Source organism: Saliniradius amylolyticus (genome assembly GCF_003143555.1).
GTDB classification, from domain to species: Bacteria; Pseudomonadota; Gammaproteobacteria; order Enterobacterales; family Alteromonadaceae; genus Saliniradius; species Saliniradius amylolyticus.
The window spans coordinates 2,523,651-2,543,003 of sequence record NZ_CP029347.1 but is presented as its reverse complement, the minus strand read 5'-3'; the positions used below and the strand labels follow the sequence as shown (position 1 = coordinate 2,543,003).

The 19,353-nt window shown below is 52.6% G+C and carries 17 protein-coding genes; 7 read left to right on the top strand and 10 right to left on the bottom strand.

Annotated elements, in window-relative coordinates; all coding sequences use genetic code 11:
• Window positions 1-212: 212 nt before the first annotated feature.
• The gene (locus HMF8227_RS11945; protein WP_109340391.1) at window positions 213-821 is read left to right on the top strand and encodes an outer membrane protein; all 609 of its coding nucleotides are present in this window, start codon (window positions 213-215) and stop codon (window positions 819-821) included.
• A gap of 1 nt (window position 822) precedes the next feature.
• On the opposite strand, the gene HMF8227_RS11940 is transcribed toward HMF8227_RS11945, so the two are convergent.
• From HMF8227_RS11940 to HMF8227_RS11930, 3 genes are read right to left on the bottom strand one after another with little or no spacing between them, the layout of a single operon-like run.
• The gene (locus HMF8227_RS11940; RefSeq protein WP_109340390.1) at window positions 823-2,049 is read right to left on the bottom strand and encodes a DASH family cryptochrome; all 1,227 of its coding nucleotides are present in this window, start codon (window positions 2,047-2,049) and stop codon (window positions 823-825) included.
• Window positions 2,049-3,536: an FAD-binding domain-containing protein gene (locus HMF8227_RS11935; protein WP_109340389.1), complete on the bottom strand. Its 1,488-nt coding sequence runs from the start codon at window positions 3,534-3,536 to the stop codon at window positions 2,049-2,051. Before HMF8227_RS11935 ends, HMF8227_RS11940 begins: the two co-directional genes overlap by 1 nt.
• Complete coding sequence (locus HMF8227_RS11930) at window positions 3,533-5,095, bottom strand: cryptochrome/photolyase family protein (protein ID WP_239421300.1); 1,563 nt, start codon at window positions 5,093-5,095, stop codon at window positions 3,533-3,535. Before HMF8227_RS11930 ends, HMF8227_RS11935 begins: the two co-directional genes overlap by 4 nt.
• A gap of 194 nt (window positions 5,096-5,289) precedes the next feature.
• Here HMF8227_RS11930 and HMF8227_RS11925 point away from each other — a divergent pair, with 194 nt between their 5' ends.
• Window positions 5,290-5,550, top strand: a complete 261-nt coding sequence (locus HMF8227_RS11925) for a DUF3081 family protein (protein ID WP_109340388.1) — start codon at window positions 5,290-5,292, stop codon at window positions 5,548-5,550.
• Between the two features lie 31 nt (window positions 5,551-5,581).
• Here the strand turns inward: HMF8227_RS11925 and trhA are convergent, their stop codons facing one another.
• The gene (gene trhA, locus HMF8227_RS11920) at window positions 5,582-6,217 is read right to left on the bottom strand and encodes a PAQR family membrane homeostasis protein TrhA (protein WP_109340387.1); all 636 of its coding nucleotides are present in this window, start codon (window positions 6,215-6,217) and stop codon (window positions 5,582-5,584) included.
• A gap of 117 nt (window positions 6,218-6,334) precedes the next feature.
• On the opposite strand from trhA, the gene HMF8227_RS11915 reads away from it, so the two are divergent.
• Window positions 6,335-6,601, top strand: a complete 267-nt coding sequence (locus HMF8227_RS11915) for a GIY-YIG nuclease family protein (RefSeq protein WP_109340386.1) — start codon at window positions 6,335-6,337, stop codon at window positions 6,599-6,601.
• On the opposite strand, the gene HMF8227_RS11910 is transcribed toward HMF8227_RS11915, so the two are convergent.
• Together HMF8227_RS11910 and HMF8227_RS11905 are read right to left on the bottom strand one after the other, a co-directional pair.
• Entirely contained in the window at window positions 6,586-7,356 is a 771-nt protein-coding gene (locus HMF8227_RS11910; protein WP_109340385.1) for a potassium channel family protein, read from the bottom strand. The two genes, HMF8227_RS11915 and HMF8227_RS11910, sit on opposite strands and share 16 nt — an antisense overlap.
• Window positions 7,353-8,255 (bottom strand): DUF350 domain-containing protein, encoded by a 903-nt coding sequence (locus HMF8227_RS11905; RefSeq protein ID WP_109340384.1) that lies wholly within the window; start codon window positions 8,253-8,255, stop codon window positions 7,353-7,355. The genes HMF8227_RS11910 and HMF8227_RS11905 overlap by 4 nt, the downstream gene beginning before the upstream one ends.
• Before the next feature lie 141 nt (window positions 8,256-8,396).
• On the opposite strand from HMF8227_RS11905, the gene glnE reads away from it, so the two are divergent.
• Window positions 8,397-11,261 (top strand): bifunctional [glutamate--ammonia ligase]-adenylyl-L-tyrosine phosphorylase/[glutamate--ammonia-ligase] adenylyltransferase, encoded by a 2,865-nt coding sequence (glnE, locus tag HMF8227_RS11900; protein WP_109340383.1) that lies wholly within the window; start codon window positions 8,397-8,399, stop codon window positions 11,259-11,261.
• Here the strand turns inward: glnE and HMF8227_RS11895 are convergent.
• Window positions 11,258-11,866 carry a toxin co-regulated pilus biosynthesis Q family protein gene (locus HMF8227_RS11895; RefSeq protein WP_109340382.1) on the bottom strand — a complete coding sequence of 203 codons (609 nt, stop codon included), beginning with the start codon at window positions 11,864-11,866 and terminating at the stop codon, window positions 11,258-11,260. The genes glnE and HMF8227_RS11895 overlap by 4 nt on opposite strands.
• Before the next feature lie 18 nt (window positions 11,867-11,884).
• Complete coding sequence (gene lpxL, locus HMF8227_RS11890; protein ID WP_420820531.1) at window positions 11,885-12,808, bottom strand: LpxL/LpxP family Kdo(2)-lipid IV(A) lauroyl/palmitoleoyl acyltransferase; 924 nt, start codon at window positions 12,806-12,808, stop codon at window positions 11,885-11,887.
• Between the two features lie 159 nt (window positions 12,809-12,967).
• Here lpxL and hldE point away from each other — a divergent pair, with 159 nt between their 5' ends.
• The 3 genes from hldE to HMF8227_RS11875 all read left to right on the top strand — a co-directional run bounded on the left by hldE (window position 12,968) and on the right by HMF8227_RS11875 (window position 16,606).
• Complete coding sequence (gene hldE / locus HMF8227_RS11885) at window positions 12,968-14,398, top strand: bifunctional D-glycero-beta-D-manno-heptose-7-phosphate kinase/D-glycero-beta-D-manno-heptose 1-phosphate adenylyltransferase HldE (protein WP_109340381.1); 1,431 nt, start codon at window positions 12,968-12,970, stop codon at window positions 14,396-14,398.
• A gap of 109 nt (window positions 14,399-14,507) precedes the next feature.
• A complete protein-coding gene (locus HMF8227_RS11880) occupies window positions 14,508-15,893 on the top strand; it encodes a Na+/H+ antiporter NhaC family protein (protein WP_109340380.1) in 1,386 nt (461 codons plus the stop codon).
• 38 nt (window positions 15,894-15,931) lie between these two features.
• Window positions 15,932-16,606, top strand: coding sequence for a M15 family metallopeptidase (locus HMF8227_RS11875; protein ID WP_109340379.1), 675 nt, complete (start codon window positions 15,932-15,934; stop codon window positions 16,604-16,606).
• A gap of 165 nt (window positions 16,607-16,771) precedes the next feature.
• Here HMF8227_RS11875 and HMF8227_RS11870 read toward each other — a convergent pair whose 3' ends face one another.
• Both HMF8227_RS11870 and HMF8227_RS11865 read right to left on the bottom strand, forming a co-directional pair.
• Entirely contained in the window at window positions 16,772-17,869 is a 1,098-nt protein-coding gene (locus HMF8227_RS11870; RefSeq protein WP_109340378.1) for a dipeptide epimerase, read from the bottom strand.
• 8 nt (window positions 17,870-17,877) lie between these two features.
• Complete coding sequence (locus HMF8227_RS11865) at window positions 17,878-19,269, bottom strand: NlpC/P60 family protein (RefSeq protein ID WP_109340377.1); 1,392 nt, start codon at window positions 19,267-19,269, stop codon at window positions 17,878-17,880.
• Window positions 19,270-19,353: the final 84 nt, after the last annotated feature.

The window sequence follows — 19,353 nt, the reverse complement described above, 5'->3', positions numbered from 1 at the left end:
CCGACGAGATACCACTCCATATTTTATGACAGCGTTGTCATTTTTATTTAAAAGACAACACCTGCCGTTCCCCAATATCACGCTGTAATTGACAGCGCTGTCATTATGTTAGGTGACTGTTAACTTGTTGTAAACACCATGCGGAATAAAACGGTGAGCGTTTTGCAACAGAGTCGTTATAATGGAGGTATTTAAGAATCAAGGAGATAGATATGAAACTCCAAACATTAGCGATGGCTTTGGCAGTGGGGTGGACGGGCTTGGCATCAGCCGCCAGTAACGGCACTATGTATGGCCTGGCCGCAGCCAGTTATAACGATGCCGACGCGGGACAGGCGGCTGAAAAAGGCATGGGCTACGGTATCGCCTTTGGTTATGAATTTCACCGACAGTGGTATGTCGAAGCGGGTTATCAGCAGTTATTGGATGAACCTGCGGAAAATGTGCTGACCATTGCCGATACCAGCGCAGAGTTACCTCAGGGGGTTGAAGCCGGTGGTGCCTTTGTGGCTCTGTTAGGTAAAGCCTCCTCAACGCATGGCACGTTGTTTTATCGGCTGGGCGTCATGGCTCTGGATCATCAGTCAAGCTACTATGCGAGTGTCGATGATGGCTGTGCCGAGGGCGCCGACAGTGGTGTCAGCGTTCAGACCCTAACTCAGTGTATGGTGGACGACACCTCGGCTGCTGGTCTGGCGGGTTTAGGCTTTGATTTTTACCTGACTCCGAATTGGTCGCTCAGAACAGAGTATCAATATGTACGCGGAGAAGATGATTTTGAGAGCCATGGTGGCCTGATTGGCGTGAAATATCACTTCTGACCTATAGCCAGCGCTGAATATAGCGCCCCTCTGGGTCATACAGGGCGGCTTGTTTTTGAATATTAAACCGTCGCCCCCCGCGAGGGTCCTGACCTGAGCCGGCAATGTACCGCCAGTTGCCGTAATTACTGGCCGGGTCGTGGTCGATGAGCTGGTACTCAAACCACCACGCCCCCAATCGCCAATCCTGGTCCAGTTCATGGATCAGAAAAGAGGCCACATTCTGACGTCCTCGGTTGCTCATGTAACCGGTGTATAGCAGCTCTTTCATATTAGCATCCACAAAGGGCTGCCCGGTTTCGCCATTGCGCCAGCGCTCAAAAGGTTCGGTAAGCGTTAGTTCTTCAGCCGGACCGAAGAAGTTTTTGCCTTTTCTGATAGCGGTAAACGCGAAAAAATCACGCCACAGCAACTCAAAGATGAGCCAGTAAGTCGATTGGTTAGCGCCATTGCGAACCTCGTATTCCTTCACGCAGTGATAGACGCGCCGGGGACTGAGACTGCCCTGCGCCAACCAGGGGGACAGTTTGGAGGAGTCGTTGCTATTGAGCAGGCCATTGCGGGTTTCCTTGTAATGAGAAAGAGCCCCGTCAGGCCCCATGTAGTCGGCGAGTCGCTGCTGACCAGCGGTTTCGCCGCCAACCAGTGGGATAATAGAGCGTTTATCGGTGATGGCTCTTTGTTCCAGACCAATGATAGGATCTGAAGGGATATCCGGGCCACCGGGGAGACTTTCTGGCTTTTCATCGACAGGGATACTGGGCCATCGGGCTTCCACCTGTTTTCGAAAGCTGGTAAAGCTACCGGGTAATTTTTCCAGTTCCATGGGCAGTTCGGGAAGTAAACGATGCCCCTGACAAAGCCTTAAGGTTACTCTGTGGCTGAGTCGGGCGACTTGTTTCAACTCCTGATAACAGGCTGGGGCCTGAATATAAACTTGAGGTTTTTCCAGGGAGTGACATAAGGCGGTGACTACGTCCACCAAGTTGCCTTGTCTGACCACGAGCCGCTGACCCATTGAGCTAAGCTGATGATCCAGATCGGCTACGGCTTCGGCAATGAAATGAGCTCTGAACGGGCCAAGCCGGGCTAGTCCATAGCTGTCTGCACAAAGCAGCTCATCGTAAACGAACAAACAGATTAAGCGCTGACCATACTCGGCCGCTTGTCTTAAAGCGGGGTTGTCATCGAGTCTCAGGCTACCGTTAAAAATGACGATACTGTCCATTAAAACAAGTCCAGTTGGTTTGAATGCTGAGTTGGCGGGGCGCGGCGCGAGCCTTCCCGGCGCCGACTGGCGTGAGTTTTAATCACTTTCTGAGTGTGGTTAGCAGACACATGCTGGCGGTAATGCACCGCCAGCTTCTGTCTGGCTAGCCGCGCAGCGCTGCTGACCTCTACGATCGGAGCCGGGTAACAGTCTGGTGAAACATGCGCACAAAGCCAGGGTTGGTGGATGAAAGAATTACCCAGGTGGGCGAGCTCAGGTAGCCAACGGCGGATGAAATGCCCATCAGGATCCAGCCTTTGCCCCTGTTTAATCGGGTTATAAATGCGAAACGGATTCATCCCCGTGGTACCGGACTGCATCTGAATCTGAGGATAATGAATGCCGGGCTCATAATCGGTAAACAGACTCGCCAGGTATTGGGCAGGATGTTGCCAGGGGAGCCAGAGGTGGTAACTGGAAAATGCGGTTAGCATGGCTCTTAACCGGAAGGGGAGCCAGCCGGTATGCCGCAAATAGCGCATACAGGCGTCAACAAAAGGAATGCCGGTTTGACCTTCCGCCCATGCTTTAAAGCGGTCACCGTCAAAATTGTCAGTTCTTATGCCTCGTAAGTCGGGATGGATTGCGGTGCGCTCATACTCCGGTGAGGTTTCCAGCTTCTGTATAAAGTGGCAATGCCAGTGCAAACGCGACTTAAACGCCTGCAAGGTGCGTTTAGTCTCTTCTTTAAGTAGGCTTTGCCGGGTTTTGAGAACAACCTGTCTCAGGCTCAGGCACCCATAGGCCAGATATGGACTGAGCCGGGAGCTGTATTGCTGCCCTCGCGAGGGACTGGATACATCGCGCAGATAGTTTGTATGACGCTCAGCCAGAAAGCTTTCCAGTAAGCGCTCACCCGTTTGAATACCACCGAACTGCGCCGTTTTGGCGGCTAACTGATCATTGCCGGGATACGATGCATTGGCATGTTCGCTCGCTCCCGGACCGAGACGGGTCGAGCGCAGGGCTGGCATGGGGCAAGGGGCAACATCCATTACGCGGTGCCAGAACGAGTCCCAGTTATCCCGGTTAATCGGCCCACGCTTTACCGCGAACTGCTGATACTGATACCAGGGGATGGCATGTTGCTGGCACCAATGGGATACCCGTGTATCTCGTTGGTAGGTCCAGTGGTTGCCGGTTTCCTCATGGCTGTAGAGCCCGCTAATGCGGCAGTGTTGAGCGATTTTCCTGAGAGTAGCGATGATATCACCCTGGTAGAATGATAAGTGGCCGCCGTTTTTGCTAAACGCCTGCCTGAGGCTACCCAGGCTTTGCAGGATAAATCTCCATTGCCGGTAGGAAGTATCAGGCAGTTGCCAATACTCAGGCTCAAACAGATGGAAGACGACCACTGGCTTGCCTTGCTGACAGGCATGCCAAAGCGCTTGATGATCAGAGAGTCGGAGATCCCGTTTCAACCAGACCAGATTAACGTCGGTCATAACTGACTCAGTGTACCGAGATTGTGCTCGGCCCAATCGAGTATGGCCTGTTGCTCCTCGTTGGACTTCTTTTGCCACTGGCTGAGCATTAACCCCATGCGCCGGTTTTTCTCCAGACGCTCGCGGTGTCGATGAATAAAATGCCAGTACAGGGCGTTGTAGGGGCAGGCGTCGGGACCGGTCATCCGGGTGGGCTTGTAGCGGCAGTGCTGACAATGGTTGCCCATCTTGTGGATGTAGCGACCACTGGCGGCGTAGGGTTTGCTGGCCAGTAAGCCACCGTCCCCATACAGTGCCATGCCAAGGGTGTTGGGCAGCTCCACCCACTCAAAAGCGTCGATATAGACAGCCAGATACCACTGACACACCGCTTTAACGTCCAGCCCCGCCAGTAGGGCAAAGTTACCGATCACCATCAGGCGTTGAATATGATGGGCGTAGGCGCTTTCCAGCGAGGACTGAATCGCTTTTTGCAGGCAACGCATTTGTGTGTTGCCGCTCCAAAACCAGTCGGGCAAGGCTCGTGTAGCCCGCAGTGCATTGCGATCGGCATAATCCTTACCCTGCCACCAGTAAATACCGCGAACATATTCACGCCAGCCCAGAATCTGGCGGATAAAACCTTCAACGGCATTTAGCGGAGCCTTGCCCTCGTAGTAGGCTCGTTCCGCAGCCTGGCAGACCGCCATCGGGTTGAGCTGGCCCAGGTTAATGTAGGCGGATAACAAGCTGTGATAGAGCTTTGAGTTCTTGTCTGACAGGGCGTCCTGATAGGCGCCAAACTCGGGCAATCGATGTTCAATAAAGTCTTGTAGTGCTTGTTCCGCCTGTTTGGTAGTGACGGCAAAGTCGAAGTGTTTTAGCTGGCCGGGGAAATCGGCAAAGCGCTCTTCAACCAGTTCCAGCACGTTTTGAGTGCTGCTATCAATGGGAAAGGTAATGGGGGGTGGCGGTGTTTTGTTGGCGTCCCAGGGCTCGCGATTGTGTTTATCAAAATTATACTGTCCCCCTTCCGGTTCACCGCCTTGCATCAACAAGCCGGTTTTCTGGCGAGCCCAGCGGTAAAAGTGCTCCATCCTTGGGGCCTTTCGGCCACCAAACCAGTCCTGCATTTGACGGACTGAAAAGAAGAAGTGAGACGCTGGGTGTATCTTTACCTCAATGGACCAGGACTGCTGCCAATGCAGGAACTGCTCTTGCAGGCGATGTTCTCCCGCCTCGATCAGGTGCAGGCTCTGGTACGTCTTTTCCGATAGCTGCTTTTCCAGTAACTGCTTGAAATCGGCACACCAACCTTCAGTGTCTTCGTAAGGGTAGTAGCTGACCTTAAAGCCGCGCTGCTTTAGCTCATCGGCAAAGTGACGCATGGCAGAAAATATTAACGCGATCTTAAGCTTGTTATGTGGCACATAATGGGTTTCGGAGACCAACTCAGCCATAATGATGGTGTCCTGAACCGTGTCCAGCGACTGAAATATGGGGTGGTGGTGATCGAGTTGGTCACCCAGCAGCAATAAGAGTTGTGACATGGCGCCATTGGCATTGAATCCATTTGTCATTAATAGAGCCGGACAGCGGGTTTAGATCAGAGAGTCGGGAGAAACGACTATAACGCCACTCGTTGGAAACATCGCTCCAGCCCTCTGGGCTTGAGGCCAGCAATGCTTCAGTCTGGGTGATTTGTGCCTTGATTGCGGTATTTTTCGTATTCACCAGAAACGAACATGAACGTTCAACAGAGCCAGGAGAGACAATGAAGAACGAATTAGACAGTCGATTTGTGCTGTCGGTGTTTGAGAAAATCCGCCAGCATGGGGTAGATGAGAACAACGTCTACCGTCTGGAAGGGGTGGAGGCCTATACCGATATGGACGGTTACACGGTGTTTATTGAAGATGCTCAGGTAGCTCTGCGGTTTGGTTTTCATAATCAGTATCACTACGAGTATGACAAAAGTGAACACCGTGAGCAGTTTGAGAAAAAGCTCAAATATATCAACGAGCACTACGATTAATGGTGACGCGCTACCGTGATCGCTATTGGCGTTAAACCACAAAATAGTATATTGAGAAGTAGTGGCAGCTACAGCCTGCGACGACAAACAGGTGCCAGATAGCATGAGTGTACTGATATTTTTTGGCTACGTAGAATAACACGCCAATACTAAAGCAGAGGCCCCCCGCGACCAGCAGCCAGAGTCCGCCGCCTGGCAGGGACTGGTAAAGGGGATAAATGAAAGCAATGGCGAGCCACCCCATGACCAGGTACAGCATCACAGACAGCTTGGGAAAGCGGTGACGGGCCAGCCATTTGAACAGCACACCGGCCAAGGCGATGCTCCAGATAAGGGCCGTGCCGAAAATACCCAGAGTTCCCCCGACGCTTACCAGCATAAAAGGGGTGTAAGTGCCGGCAATCAGCAAATAGATGGCGCTGTGATCGAATAACTTTAACCAGCCTTTGAGATCATGGTGAGTGACGGCGTGGTAGATGGTGGACGTTAAAAACATCAGTAGCAGAGAGCCGCCATAGATGGCCGAGGAAGTCACGCTGACCACGCTATCGCTGCGCAGCAATAAAAACACCAGGCCGACAATCGCAGTAATAAAACCCAGCCCGTGACTCAGGCTGTTCAATACTTCCTCTTTGATGCTGTAAGGACGTTTTAAATCCTGATTCATTATCTGCTGGTCTCCAGTTTCCACAGGTGACAGTATATAGGGCTAAGCAGGGCTTCGAAAGCTATGTCCACCGTAAACCCTAAATGAATCTGTAATAGATATATAACGAGAGAAGGTATGTCCGACGACTGGTATCTGTACATTGTCGAAAACAGGCTGGGCCAATGGTATACCGGCATTACCACGGACGTTGAAAGGCGTATTCGGCAGCACTCGGAAGGCAAAGGCGCCAGGGCGCTTAGGGGCAAGGCACCGTTAACACTGCGCTTTAGTCAACGAGTGGGAACGAAAAGCGAAGCCGCCCGACTGGAGTACACCGTTAAACGTTGGGCTAAACAACGCAAACAGCAACTGGTGGACGGGCAGACTCAACTGTCGTCCTGACGCCCCCGGCCGAGGTTATCCATCTTCTGGTGCAACTGTTCCAGCGACTGCTGCATGTGCTTGAGATCTTGCTGTAGCTCGTTGATGCGCTGGTTTTGCACCGCAAGCTGGTCCTTCTCTTCTGGTGTAATAAAGTAGGACGCAATATAACCGGAAATCACCCCGAACAGACTTACGCCACTGAGGATCAGTAGCATACTGACCACGCGCCCGGCGGTGGTCACTGGGTAATAATCGCCATAGCCGACGGTAGAGATGGTCACCAAAGACCACCAGATAGCATCTTCCGGCGTTTTGATATTGGAGGCCGGGATGTCGTACTCCAGTAAGTAAATGGCCAAACCGGCAGCACCTATCAGTAACACCAGCACCACCATCATGGTAGCCAGAGTGGTTTGGATACGGTTTCGCAACGAGGGGAGTACCACCTGCTTAGTCATTTTAAGCAGGCGGATCACCCTTAACACTTGCAGAAAACGGGCGATACGCAAAGGCTCAATCAGTGGAATACTGGCGACGAAGTCTATCCAGTGGTGTTTGAAATAGGCTTTCTTGTCCTGGCTGCTCAGCAGGTGATAGAAAAAATGACTCAGAAACAGCAAACATATCAGCGTGTCGATAAACAGCAGGTAACGCTTTACCTCTGCCGAGAGTGGGAGCAGCAGGTAAACCACCACAACCGCCACGGCTACTACCGACAGGATCATCATGCCGACGTCAAAGGGGTTCAGGTGGGGGCGTAATTGATGACTCATGCGATCAAGCCGCTCAAAATCAGCGCCATGCCGATGGTCAGACTGGCATCAATGCTGGCGACTCCCACATTATGCTGATGATCCACCTCCTTAGCGCAGTCTATGCCCCTGAGAATGAAGGCTTTGGTCAGTCGTGACAGCATCACCGTCAGTAAAGTGAACAATACCCCAACACCGAGCCAGACCAACAGGTTGGTGATATAAGCCTGACCCTGATAGGTCAACATATGACTGGCGGCAGTGGCGGCAAAGGCGGTGCCAATTAAGTAGCCCCCATGTTGCACGGCTAAGGCTAACTGACCGAGCACCAGAGTATCCTGCATGGAGTCATTTTGATTATCTCGGGCAAAACGTCGTTCCATCAGGCGGGTGGTGACCAGCATCACTGCCAGAGCGATCACAAAGCCGGTAATAATGGCGATGCCACTATTGATATTAAAACCTTCGCTCCACAACAAGACACTGCGGATGATCAGCGCCGTGGCCAGAGAGCTGGCGGCGTCGACCAGGGCGACACTGATGTTTTTCTTCAGGATTTCGTCACGTTTGTTAAATCGGTTCAGGATCAGGCGATCGTGTGCCCAGCGCCCAACTTTTATCAGCACGAAGCCCACCAGACCATAGACCAGCATCTGCATGGCCCGGCTCAGGTAATCATCTCCAGACGCTCTCTCTGCTGCGCTCCACAGCACGATGCTGAGTGCCAACAGGCTACCGGCGATACTGATGCCATAAGCAAAGTTATCTTTACCGGCGAGTTGATCATCGGAATCAATGGAAGACCATAGCTCATAAGCCCAGCGCATCAGCGCCAGCAGCGCAATGGCAATCACTACATCCAGCCCTAAATACAGCAGGGTCTGGTGATCCAGCATTGAGCGTAACTGCTCTAAATTCATACAATGGCATTCACTTAGCGAGTTCTGGGCCTATTTTGGGCACTATTGTGGCCTAGCGCAAGGACAAGGCGACCGGAGGGCTTGCCAAAGTCTCAGGTACTGGCAAACTGCGGCTAAGCGCATTGAGCAAAAGGCTAAGTTATGTCCCAAAATCACGCCTTACCCCCCCCTCTCGCCAAAACGGCGGATAAATATTGGCAACGTCTGCGAGAACAGGATACTGCGCCAGAGGAACTGGAGAAGCATCAGACCTGGCTCTGGCCGGTACTGGGGCTGAGTGACTTTGTTTGTCGTGCCCTGACTCAGTATCCTCAGTGGATCAACTGGTTGGCCAACGAGCGCCATACTGCCGTGCGCTATCGCGAGCATCTCAAAGCGCAGTTACAGGAGGTAACCTCCGAAGATGAACTGATGCCGGTTCTGCGTCGCTACCGTCAGCAGCAGATGTTGCGACTGGCGGTATTGGATCTTCGCAATGAGCAGGATATCGACACATCGTTAAAGCAGGTGTCCGAGTTGGCGGATGCACTGATTAACGAAGCTTACCAATGGCTGTATCACAAACTCGGTGAACGTTTTGGTACGCCGATGTACGAAGGTCAGGCGCAGCCAATGTTGATTCTGGGGATGGGCAAACTGGGGGGCCACGAGCTGAATTTTTCCTCCGATATCGATCTTATCTTCTGCTACCCAGAGTTGGGCGAAACTGAGGGCGGTAAAAAGTGTATCGAAAATCAGGTGTTCTTTACCAAGCTGGGACAAAAGCTCATCAATGCTCTGAATCAGATCACCGTCGACGGCCAGGTATTCCGGGTGGACATGCGCCTCAGGCCTTTTGGCGATAGCGGCCCACTGGTGATGCATTTTGCAGCACTCGAGGATTACTATCAGGAGCAAGGGCGAGAGTGGGAGCGCTATGCCATGGTCAAAGCCAGGGTGATCAATCCGGACAAGGTTTATGCAGCTCAGTTACAGCAGATCCTGCGCCCCTTCGTATATCGCCGTTACATTGACTACAGTGCCATCGACGCCTTACGTAATATGAAACGTCTGATCCGCAAGGAAGTGCGCCGCCGCAGCCTCACCGACAATATCAAGCTGGGTGCAGGCGGTATTCGTGAGGTGGAGTTTATTGCTCAGACTTTTCAGTTGATTCGCGGTGGCCGCGAGCAGGCACTACAAACGCCCAATCTTTATCAGGTGTTGGCCGCGCTCAGAGAGCTGGAAGTGTTGCCGGAACAGGAACTGACGGATCTTGAAACGGACTATCGCTTTTTGCGCAAGGTAGAACACTGTTTGCAGCAGTTTGACGACCAGCAAACTCAGGCCTTGCCGGAAGACGAACATGACCAGGCCAGGTTGGCGTGGGTGATGGAAGAGGAAAGTTATGACCAGTTGTACCGCCGCATCGGCGACGCGATGGAACGGATCCATGATTATTTCAACGGTCTGATAGGAGAAGATGAAGAGCATCAGGAGCCGGAGGCGCACAGCGACTGGCAGGATCTTTGGGAACTGTCACTGACCGACGAGGAAGCGCTGGCCCTGCTCAGCCAGAATTTGTCCGAGGCAGTGGCAGAGGAGCTCTGGCAACAGCTTAAGACCTTTGCCACTGAGCAGGAGCAGCGTTCCATGGGTAAGCGGGGCAGGGAAACTCTGGATAAGCTGATGCCGCTGCTGTTACAGCTGACCTTTGAAAACCAGCCAGAGCATAGTGGGGAATTATTAGGCCGACTGCTGATGGTGGTCCAGGCGGTCAGCCGCCGCACCACCTATCTGGAATTGTTGCGCGAGAATAAAGGGGCGCTGGAACAGTTGATTCGACTGTGTCATGCCAGTCCCTGGATTGCTGAGCAGATTCGTAGCTTTCCTATTTTATTGGATGAGTTACTCAACCCACAGCAGCTTTATGAGTTAAATCAGCCCGGTGAATACGAAGATGAGCTACGCCGCTATATGCTGCGCATTCCCGAGGACGATCTTGAAGCGCAGATGGAAGCCCTGCGTCAGTTTAAACTTAGCCAGCAACTTAAGGTGGCGGCGGCCGATGTTACCGGTGTGTTACCGGTGATGCGGGTCAGCGACCATCTGACCAACTTGGCCGAAGCGGTAGTTCGGGAAGTGGTGCATCTGGCCTGGCTACAAATGGAACAAAAATACGGCCGCCCTCAGGGGATAGAGCCAACAGAAACCGGATTGGGTGTTATTGCCTACGGGAAAATGGGCGGCATTGAGCTGGGCTATGGCTCAGACCTGGATCTGGTGTTTATCCACAATTGCGATAGCCACGGCGATACAGATGGGCCCAAGGCTATTGATTCTAAGCAGTTTTATATCAAGTTGGCGCAAAGGATTATGCACCTGTTTACCACTAAGACGGCGTCGGGCGATCTGTATGATATCGACCTCAGGCTCAGGCCCGCTGGACAATCCGGGCTGTTGGTCTGTCATATCGGCGGTTTCGAGGAGTATCAATTTAATGATGCCTGGACCTGGGAGCATCAGGCGTTGACCCGTAGCCGTTTTATTTTTGGTGACCGCGAGGTGCGTGATGAATTCCAGCGCATTCGTCAGGCCGTGCTCTGTTGCCCCCGGGACTGGCTGACATTGAGAGAGGATGTGGCTGGCATGCGGGAGAAGATGCGCCGTCACCTGACTCGCCAGGGTGAGGGGTTTGACCTGAAGCAGGATCCGGGAGGCATCGCCGATATCGAATTTTTAGTGCAATACTGGGTGTTGCAGGAAAGTCATCACCACCCCAAACTGTGTGACTATTCAGATAACGTACGTTTGCTGGAAACCCTGGCACAGAGCGGGGTAATTGACAGCGATACGGCCACCATGCTGACCGAGGCCTATCTTGCCTATCGTAATGCGGGTCATCATTACACATTGGCGCGCTTACCTTCGGTAGACGACCAGCATCGGTTCGATCAACAACGGCAGCAAGTTCGGCGTGTCTGGCAGCAGGTGTTTCCCGATTTTATGCCGGACTCAGCAAACTAGTTGTTGTCGGTGGGCTGGCAATTTTGTCGTAAATAGCTGTTGTACTGGTTAGTCAGTACCAGTGAGCGCTGCGCGGGACAAAAATAGCCGCGCACTTCGCCGCTAAAATTGGTATTAATGGCCTTGGCCACCTTATTGACCGCTTCCAGAATACTGCCTTCCATTTGGAAGTGGTCTTTTATTACAAAGTCCTTAGGCAGCTCCCAAATTACCTGCATGCCTTCTTCCTGAGCGTGTGCGGCAAGTGCTTCTCTTAGAGTCATGCCCGCCTTAAAGGTACGATATCTGAGCTCGCCTTCCCAATCTTCGGAAACGGGCATGGCTTGACTCTCCATTTCCATCAGGCGGTCACCGAGCGGTACTTCTTCGGTTTCGACCTCGAGTACAAAATCGCTGGGTAGGCTGTCATCCCGATTGGCACCTTCGGAACGATAGTTGGAATAAAACTCGCTAAAGCCAGCGGCAGGGTCTTTATTCACTCGGTTGTGAGACGGCGCGAACAGATCCTGCAACACAATAAAGGCCAGGGCCACTGCAATCACCGCGGCGATAATCATCAGCTGTTTTAACCAAAATTTACTGGAGGCGTTATTCTTACTACCCATAATCTCGTCTCATCAGGCTTACTGATACAAAGACTGTGGCTCTTCAGGAGGCCGAGTCTTAAATCTCTTGTGCATCCACAAATACTGTTCTGGGGCTTCCAGAACCATCTTTTCTATTTGGCCGTTCAGGCGTATCAGGTCGGCCCTGTCATCGCCAGATGGAAAGTTTTCCAACCCTGGTAACACCCGGATTTCATAACCTTTATCGGTGCGTAACGGCAGCAGAAATACTGTCTCACAATCGGCCTGTTTGGCAAAGAGTAAGGTGCCGGTAGTGGTGGCGGTTTTTTTGACCCCAAAGAAGGGCACAAATTCACAGCGACGAGGTCCATAGTCCTGATCCGGCAGGTAGGCACAGACTTCGCCGTCATTCAGGGCCTGGATCATCTCCCGCACGCCTTTCTTATGAATCATGTATTTGTTGGCGCGGGAGCGGCCCCGGAACTGAAAGTACTCCATCAACGGGTTGTTGTGCATGCGATAAAACACCACCGAAGGTTGCTGAAGGCCAAGGATGGTGCAGTTTAGCTCGATATTCATATTATGAATGGCGATCGCGAGTATTCCCTTGCCTTGTTTTTGGATACGCTGAATATGCTCCAGACCGGTGATCTTGCCGTGTTTCCTCAGTCGCCACTGTGGCCACCACCAACCCATACCAGCCTCAAACAGTGCCATGCCGGCATTGTCGAAATTGGCTCTGAGCAGACGCTGGCGCTCAGTCTCTGTCATATTCGGGAAAGCCAGTTCCAGATTTCGCTCAGCCACCTTACGACGGGACTTCAGCAGACGGAAAAACAGCCTGCCAATGCCTTTGCCCATTCCCATCTGAAGAGGATAGGGCAGCCAGGAGATACCGTATAGCAGGGCGACGCTAAACCAGGTTCCCCAGTATCTGGGGTGCAGAAAAGCCAGTTGGAATTGGGGTTGTTGTATATGCAATGTGAAAATCCCGGCGACAAGAGTGTGCGGATTCTAGCGTAAATCTTCCCTCAGTTGGAATCTAACTGGTCGGGCAGGTATTCGGCGGCACTTTGCCAGCGCCATTCCTGTTATCAGTGGTTATGGTAAACTCGGACCAACACAGATCAGCTCATAAACATCATTATGTCGTTACCCGATTTTTCTCGCGCCCGAGTTTTAGTGGTTGGGGATATTATGCTGGACCGGTACTGGTCCGGTCCCACCGGACGGGTGTCTCCAGAGGCACCGGTGCCAGTGGTCAACATTCATCAGCAGGAAGACCGGCCAGGCGGCGCGGCTAACGTGGCCTTGAACTTAGCTGCGCTTGGGGCTCAGGTGACGTTATCCGGGCTTACCGGTGATGATGCCAGCGCCGATGATCTTGAGCGGCGTTTAAATGGCGTCGGGGTAGACTGCCTGTTTGAGCGACAACCCAAGCTGGAAACCATCACCAAGCTGCGGGTGCTGAGCCGTCACCAACAGTTGATTCGCCTCGACTTCGAACAGGATTTCTCCCAGGCCGATAAGTCAGCCTTGGAACAACGGATAAAGGCCGCATTGGCTGAGCACGACATGCTGCTGTTGTCCGACTACAACAAGGGGACGCTAAGCCAGGCTCAGAGCCTGATTCGGATGGCTAAAGAGGCTGGGTGTACCGTTGTAGTGGATCCCAAAGGCACGGATTACGCCCGTTATCAGGGCGCCGACCTGCTTACTCCTAATATGCATGAATTCAGTCTGATTCAGGGGGAGGTTACCGACGAGGCAGATTTAATTAACAAGGCTCACGAGCTGATCGAGCGTCTGTCTTTGCAGGGGCTTTTGGTGACCCGTTCGGAGCAGGGAATGACGCTGGTGGGACCGGTAGAGGGGGAATTGCATCTGCCAGCCAAGGCCAAGGAAGTGTACGATGTCACCGGCGCAGGTGATACGGTGATTGCCACCCTGGCAGCCGCCCGTGCGGCAGGTTGTGACTGGCCTCAGTCCTGTTCGCTGGCCAATGCAGCGGCCAGCATAGTAGTGGGTAAGCTGGGCACTTCGACGGTCAGCGTTTCCGAGCTGGCGGAGGTATTCAGTGAGCAGCAGAGTCTGGATCATGGTGTGGTCAGCGAAGAGCAGTTGAAGATGGCGTTGAAAGCGGCCCGTGCACGGGGGGAGAGACTGGTGATGACCAATGGGTGCTTCGATATTTTACACGCCGGTCATGTATCTTATCTGCAAGCGGCCCGGCAGCAAGGAGATCGTCTGATCGTGGCGGTCAATAGTGACGCTTCTGTAACCCGTCTTAAGGGACCCGGGAGGCCGGTGAACAGCTGTGAACGACGTATGTCGGTGTTGGCCGGATTGGCCTCGGTGGACTGGGTGGTGCCGTTCGGTGAGGATACTCCGCAGCGACTGATCGCCGAGTTGTTGCCCGATGTGCTGGTGAAAGGAGGAGACTATCGACCGGAGGAGATCGCCGGTAGTAAAGAGGTTTGGGCCAACGGCGGCGAGGTGAAAGTGCTTAACTTTGAAGATGGAGTGTCTACCACCGGAATTATTGACCGGATTCGCCAGAGAGACGACTGATTCCGTTAATTAACTCAGATTGGAATAGTCTATCGCAAAAATCCTCTGGAAATGGAATAAGGGTCAAGTCACAATGGCACCATTATAACAATGATAAAAGGAAGACACTGTGTCTGATTGGTTAACGGTTATCCCGCCCATTTTGGCCATTGTGGTGGTCTTTTGGCGTAAAGAAGTCATTTTAGCGCTGGTGGTGGCGCTGTTTAGTTCCGAGTTACTTTTGCTGCTGGCAGAGCAGTCGACGACGGCCGCACTGGCGCAGAGTCCTTTGATGACCATTGAACGGGTTATCGCGGTATTCCAGTCGCCGGGGAGTACCCGCCTTCTGATCTTCTCACTGATGGTGGGAGCCCTGCTGGCCTATATGCGTCACTCAGGTGGGGTAACGGCGTTGGTGGAAAAGCTGGTTAACAGGGGCGTGGCGAAAAACCAGCGTCAGGTTGGCCTGTTGTCGTTTTTCACTGGTGTGGTGGTGTTTATTGAGTCGAACCTCAGCGTGCTGACCGCCGGTATCCTGTCTCGCGGCTTGTACGATAAGTTTAAGATGAGTCGCGCTCGTCTGGCGTATGTCATCGACAGTACCAGCGCACCTATCTGTATCCTTATTCTGCTGAACGGTTGGGGCGCTTATGTGCTGGGGTTGGTCGGTAACTACCAGACCGAGCAAACGGCGGCCGCCATTCTGATAGGCACTATCCCGTTAAATTTCTATGCCCTCATTACCCTGGCGGTCGTCTTGTTTACCGTGATTACCGGAAAAACCTTCGGCCCCATGAAAGAATCCGAACAGGCGCTGAACAAGGCGGCTAATCACACGGAAATCGATTATCCCGCATCGAAAGCCCGCTTTATGGTGCTGCCGGTGATTACTCTGGTGCTGGGCATGATCGGCTTTATGTTGTGGACCGGTGATGGCAACCTGACCGATGGCGATGGCTCAAAGTCCGTGCTCTATGCCACGGTATTAGCCTGTGTGGTCAGCTATATAATGATGGTCGGCTCGCGTCGCTTTAAGCATCAGGAAATGGTTAAGGTGGGGTTTGAGGGCATGGGCGAGTTGCTACCACTGGTGGCGATCCTGCTGTTCTCTTTGTCACTGGGCAATAGCCTGGGGGCACTAGGTACCGGAGACTTTATTGCCGGTATTGTGGCCGAATCCTTACCGCTGTTTATCGTTCCGGCCTTGTTATTCCTGGCCGGAGCGCTGATTTCTTTTACTACGGGCACCTCCTGGGGCACTTTTGCCATCCTGATCCCGATTGGCATGCCAATGGTAGTGAATTTAGGCTTACCGCCATCACTGGTGCTAGCGGCGATTCTCGGGGGAGGGGTGTTTGGTGATCATTGTTCACCCATTTCCGATACCACCGCAGTATCGAGCCTTGCGTCCGGCTGTGACCTGCTGGAACACGTCAAGACACAGCTGCCCTATGCACTATCTTGTGGCGCCTTAACCCTGGTGGCGTATATCGTTGTTGGGGCGATGTGGATATAGATTGCCTTTGAGGTGTAGGTAAACGAAAGGAGATTAGGATGAAAAGATGGGGACTACTGGCGCTGGCATTAAGCTTTAATGCTACGGCCCATAAGCCGATGCCGGATGATTTTGTGGATATGACTCAGGCTCTGCCTGAAGCCATATACGATATTCGCTATTTTACCGATAATAATTTTGTCGGTGAGCCAGTGGATGCCTATCTGGCCCCTAAGTGCCTACTGCAACAAAAGGCCGCTGAGGCCCTTAAAAAGGTCAGCAGCGCGGCTGAGCAGCAAGGCTATAAGCTAAAGATTTTTGACTGCTATCGACCACAGACAGCGGTGGCGCATTTTATGCGCTGGGCGCAGGATCTGGAAGATACCAGCACTAAGGCCGAGTACTATCCCAACTTGCCGAAAAGCGAGTTGGTGGGAGAATATATCGCCGAGAAGTCCGGCCATAGCCGGGGGGCGACTGTGGATCTCACCCTGGTCAAACAAGGGAAGGATGGCCAGTGGCAGGAGCTGGATATGGGCTCGCCCTTCGATATGTTCGACACCCTGTCGAACACCATGGATGAGCGGGTGAGCACCGAGCAAAGAGCCAATCGACTCAGGCTAAAGGCCCTGATGGAAGCCGGGGGGTTTAAAAATTACAGCAAGGAATGGTGGCATTACTATCTGGTTCCGCAGCCATACAGCGATACCTACTTCGACTTTCCGGTGAAGTAGCCCGAACGAAGATATAGCCAAGCCAGGTCTCCCAGACCCTGTGCGGCAGGGATGCCGCTCAGAAGCCTACAAGGAAGTATTCACGGTGAGTCTGGGAAGCCTGGCTTAGTTATGTCTGGGGGATGACTCTATGACTAAGAGTCATCGCTGAGTACCAATCAGGCGTTACCCCTCAATGGGGGTTAATCCGCTGATCTGCTCAATGCCCAGACCGGGTTTGTCGGCAATGGTGATATCCGGGCCGTTGAATTTGACTCCGCCGGTGACCGGATCGTGAGTACATAGTGACGGACCGTCCAAATCCACCTTGGTAATGATGTGAGAGCGGGCTACCGCCAGATGCACTGCGGCACAGACGCTGATGCTGGTTTCCAGCATACAGCCGATCATGCAGGGAATGTTGTGCAGTTCGGCGATATCGGCGATCTTGAGGGCATTGGAGATGCCTCCCGTCTTCATCAGCTTAATATTGATAATGTCGGCGGCGCGCATTTGGATGAGCTGCAAGGCCTCTTTCGGGCCAAAGGTGCTCTCATCGGCCATTACCGGCGTGTGGACCCGTTCGGTGACATACTTCATGCCCTCAAGGTCATAGCCTTTAACGGGTTGCTCTACCAGTTCCAGCTGCACACCGGCGTTTTCCAGTTTGGATAGGGCAAACACCGCTTCTTTGGCTGTCCAGCCCTGATTGGCATCCAGTCTGAGCAGGGCCTTGCCTTCCACGGCTGCGTAGATAGCTTTGACCCGCTCAATGTCCACGCCGATGTCTTTGCCTACCTTGATCTTTAGTGTCTCAAAGCCCTGTTCTACGGCATTAATACTGTCCTGCACCATCTTGTCGATGTAATCGACGCTGATGGTGATATCGGTAGAAATCGTCGGCTCGCCGCCGCCCAGGATTTTATAAAGCGGAGCCTTGTAGTGCTGGGCAAAGAGATCGTAAATGGCGATCTCCAGAGCCGCCTTAGCGCTGCTGTTGTTGACGATGGCATTTTGAATAATGTGGATAAGATCGTTGAGATCCTCGATACTGCGGCCAATCAGCTTCGGCTTCATGGTGGTGGTGATGGCGCCGATGATGGACTCATGGGTATCACCGGTGATCACGGCAGTGGCGGGAGCCTCGCCATAGCCGATAGCCCCGGAGTCGGTTTCCACCATCACGATCACATCTTCAATACTATCCACCCGTCGAAGAGCAGTCTTAAAGGGCGTTCTGAGAGGAACACTCAATTTGGCAAATTTAATGTCAGTAATTTTCATTGTGAACCTCAACGAACAGATTTAATCGTGTAAATGGCATCCAGGTAGCTCCTGGACTCGGACAGATGCATAGGCAATAAAGGGGTGACGGATACGCCATTGAGAGTCCCGTCATCGTAGTACTCACCCTCGCTGGTTTTGTAGGCCATTCCGTGGACATCGTGAATCACATAGGGCTGGCCCTGCCACTCACCTATATACATCACCACGTGGCCAGGAATGTAAACAAGGTCGCCGATATCCAGCTCCTTAATGACTTTCAGTTTGTCAGCATTGGGACTGTTGTCATCAAACCGGTGATTGATGCCGTAAGCGCCTTCGCCCTGCTGGGTGGAGTTACGGGGCATCAGGATACCAAAGGTACGGTAAACCTCTGACACAAAGCCGGTGCAATCACGGGCGTTATAGTCGTGGCCCCAACCATAGCGTTCGCCAAGGAACTTAAAGCCTTGCTTGATGATGTTAGCCCGGGTAAAGGGCAAATAACCTTTGTGAATGTCCTGGTTACGGCTGATCAGCGCCGGTTTAATGCTCAGGCTGCCGTCCTCTTCCCGATAGGGTAATTCCACCACGTGACTGGCGTAGGGATTTTGCCCATAAAGGTTATGGTCCACGTCCTCGTTAGTGAGCAATGGCAGTCGTACACCCATATCCAGCTGTTTTTCGGACAGCTGGGGTAACTCAGGGTTAAAGTTGGTAAATACCTTGGCGCCGGTAACTATGGCGAAGGGTTTCTTATTACGGTAGGCCAGCACCTGCTTTTTACTGCCAATGGCCACATCTTTGGCAGGGAGCCAGGCCAGGTAATGATAGGCGCGAGCCAGGTGCCACAGACCGTCTTTACTGGTATGCAGAATTGCTACGGCATCGCCGGGGAATAGTCCTGTCTCAATGAAACGGTCGATGTCCAGATCCATATCACTGCTGTAGGCTTTGTCGGCAGAAGGGAAGCGACGCATATGGGTGCGTTCGGTAACTAGCCCAAATTGAACAGGGTTGGTCTTATTTAAACCTTCACGATTCAGGTTACTCAGGTATTTTTGATAGAGCTGGTCGGAGAGCGGTGTACCGTCCGCGTAGAAACGATCCCATTTAGGGATACTGCTGGTTTGTTGTATTTTTTCCAGCAACTGTTCGTCAGTGTAGTTCTCGGGCAGTGCGGCCAGGTTGGCAAGCTCATTCTGAACCTGAAAGGTATTCTGGTTCAATGTTTGGATTTGTTGCTGAGAGAGCAGGGTTTGATTCGGCTGAGACTGTTCATCGAGCCAAAACTCAGGCGTCAGATGAGTAGGTCCGATGCCGATGACATTGTTACCTGAGGCTGTATTAGCCCAAGTACAAAATGACAACCCCATGGCGCAGGCCGCCAACAGACCAAGTAACCGTTTAACTTGCTGCATTCAATAAACTCCCGGTTAGATGCTTCATTGCTTGATAGAGCAGTTCGCTAATAATAAGCGATTCCATCCTTGTTGTATTGTCAT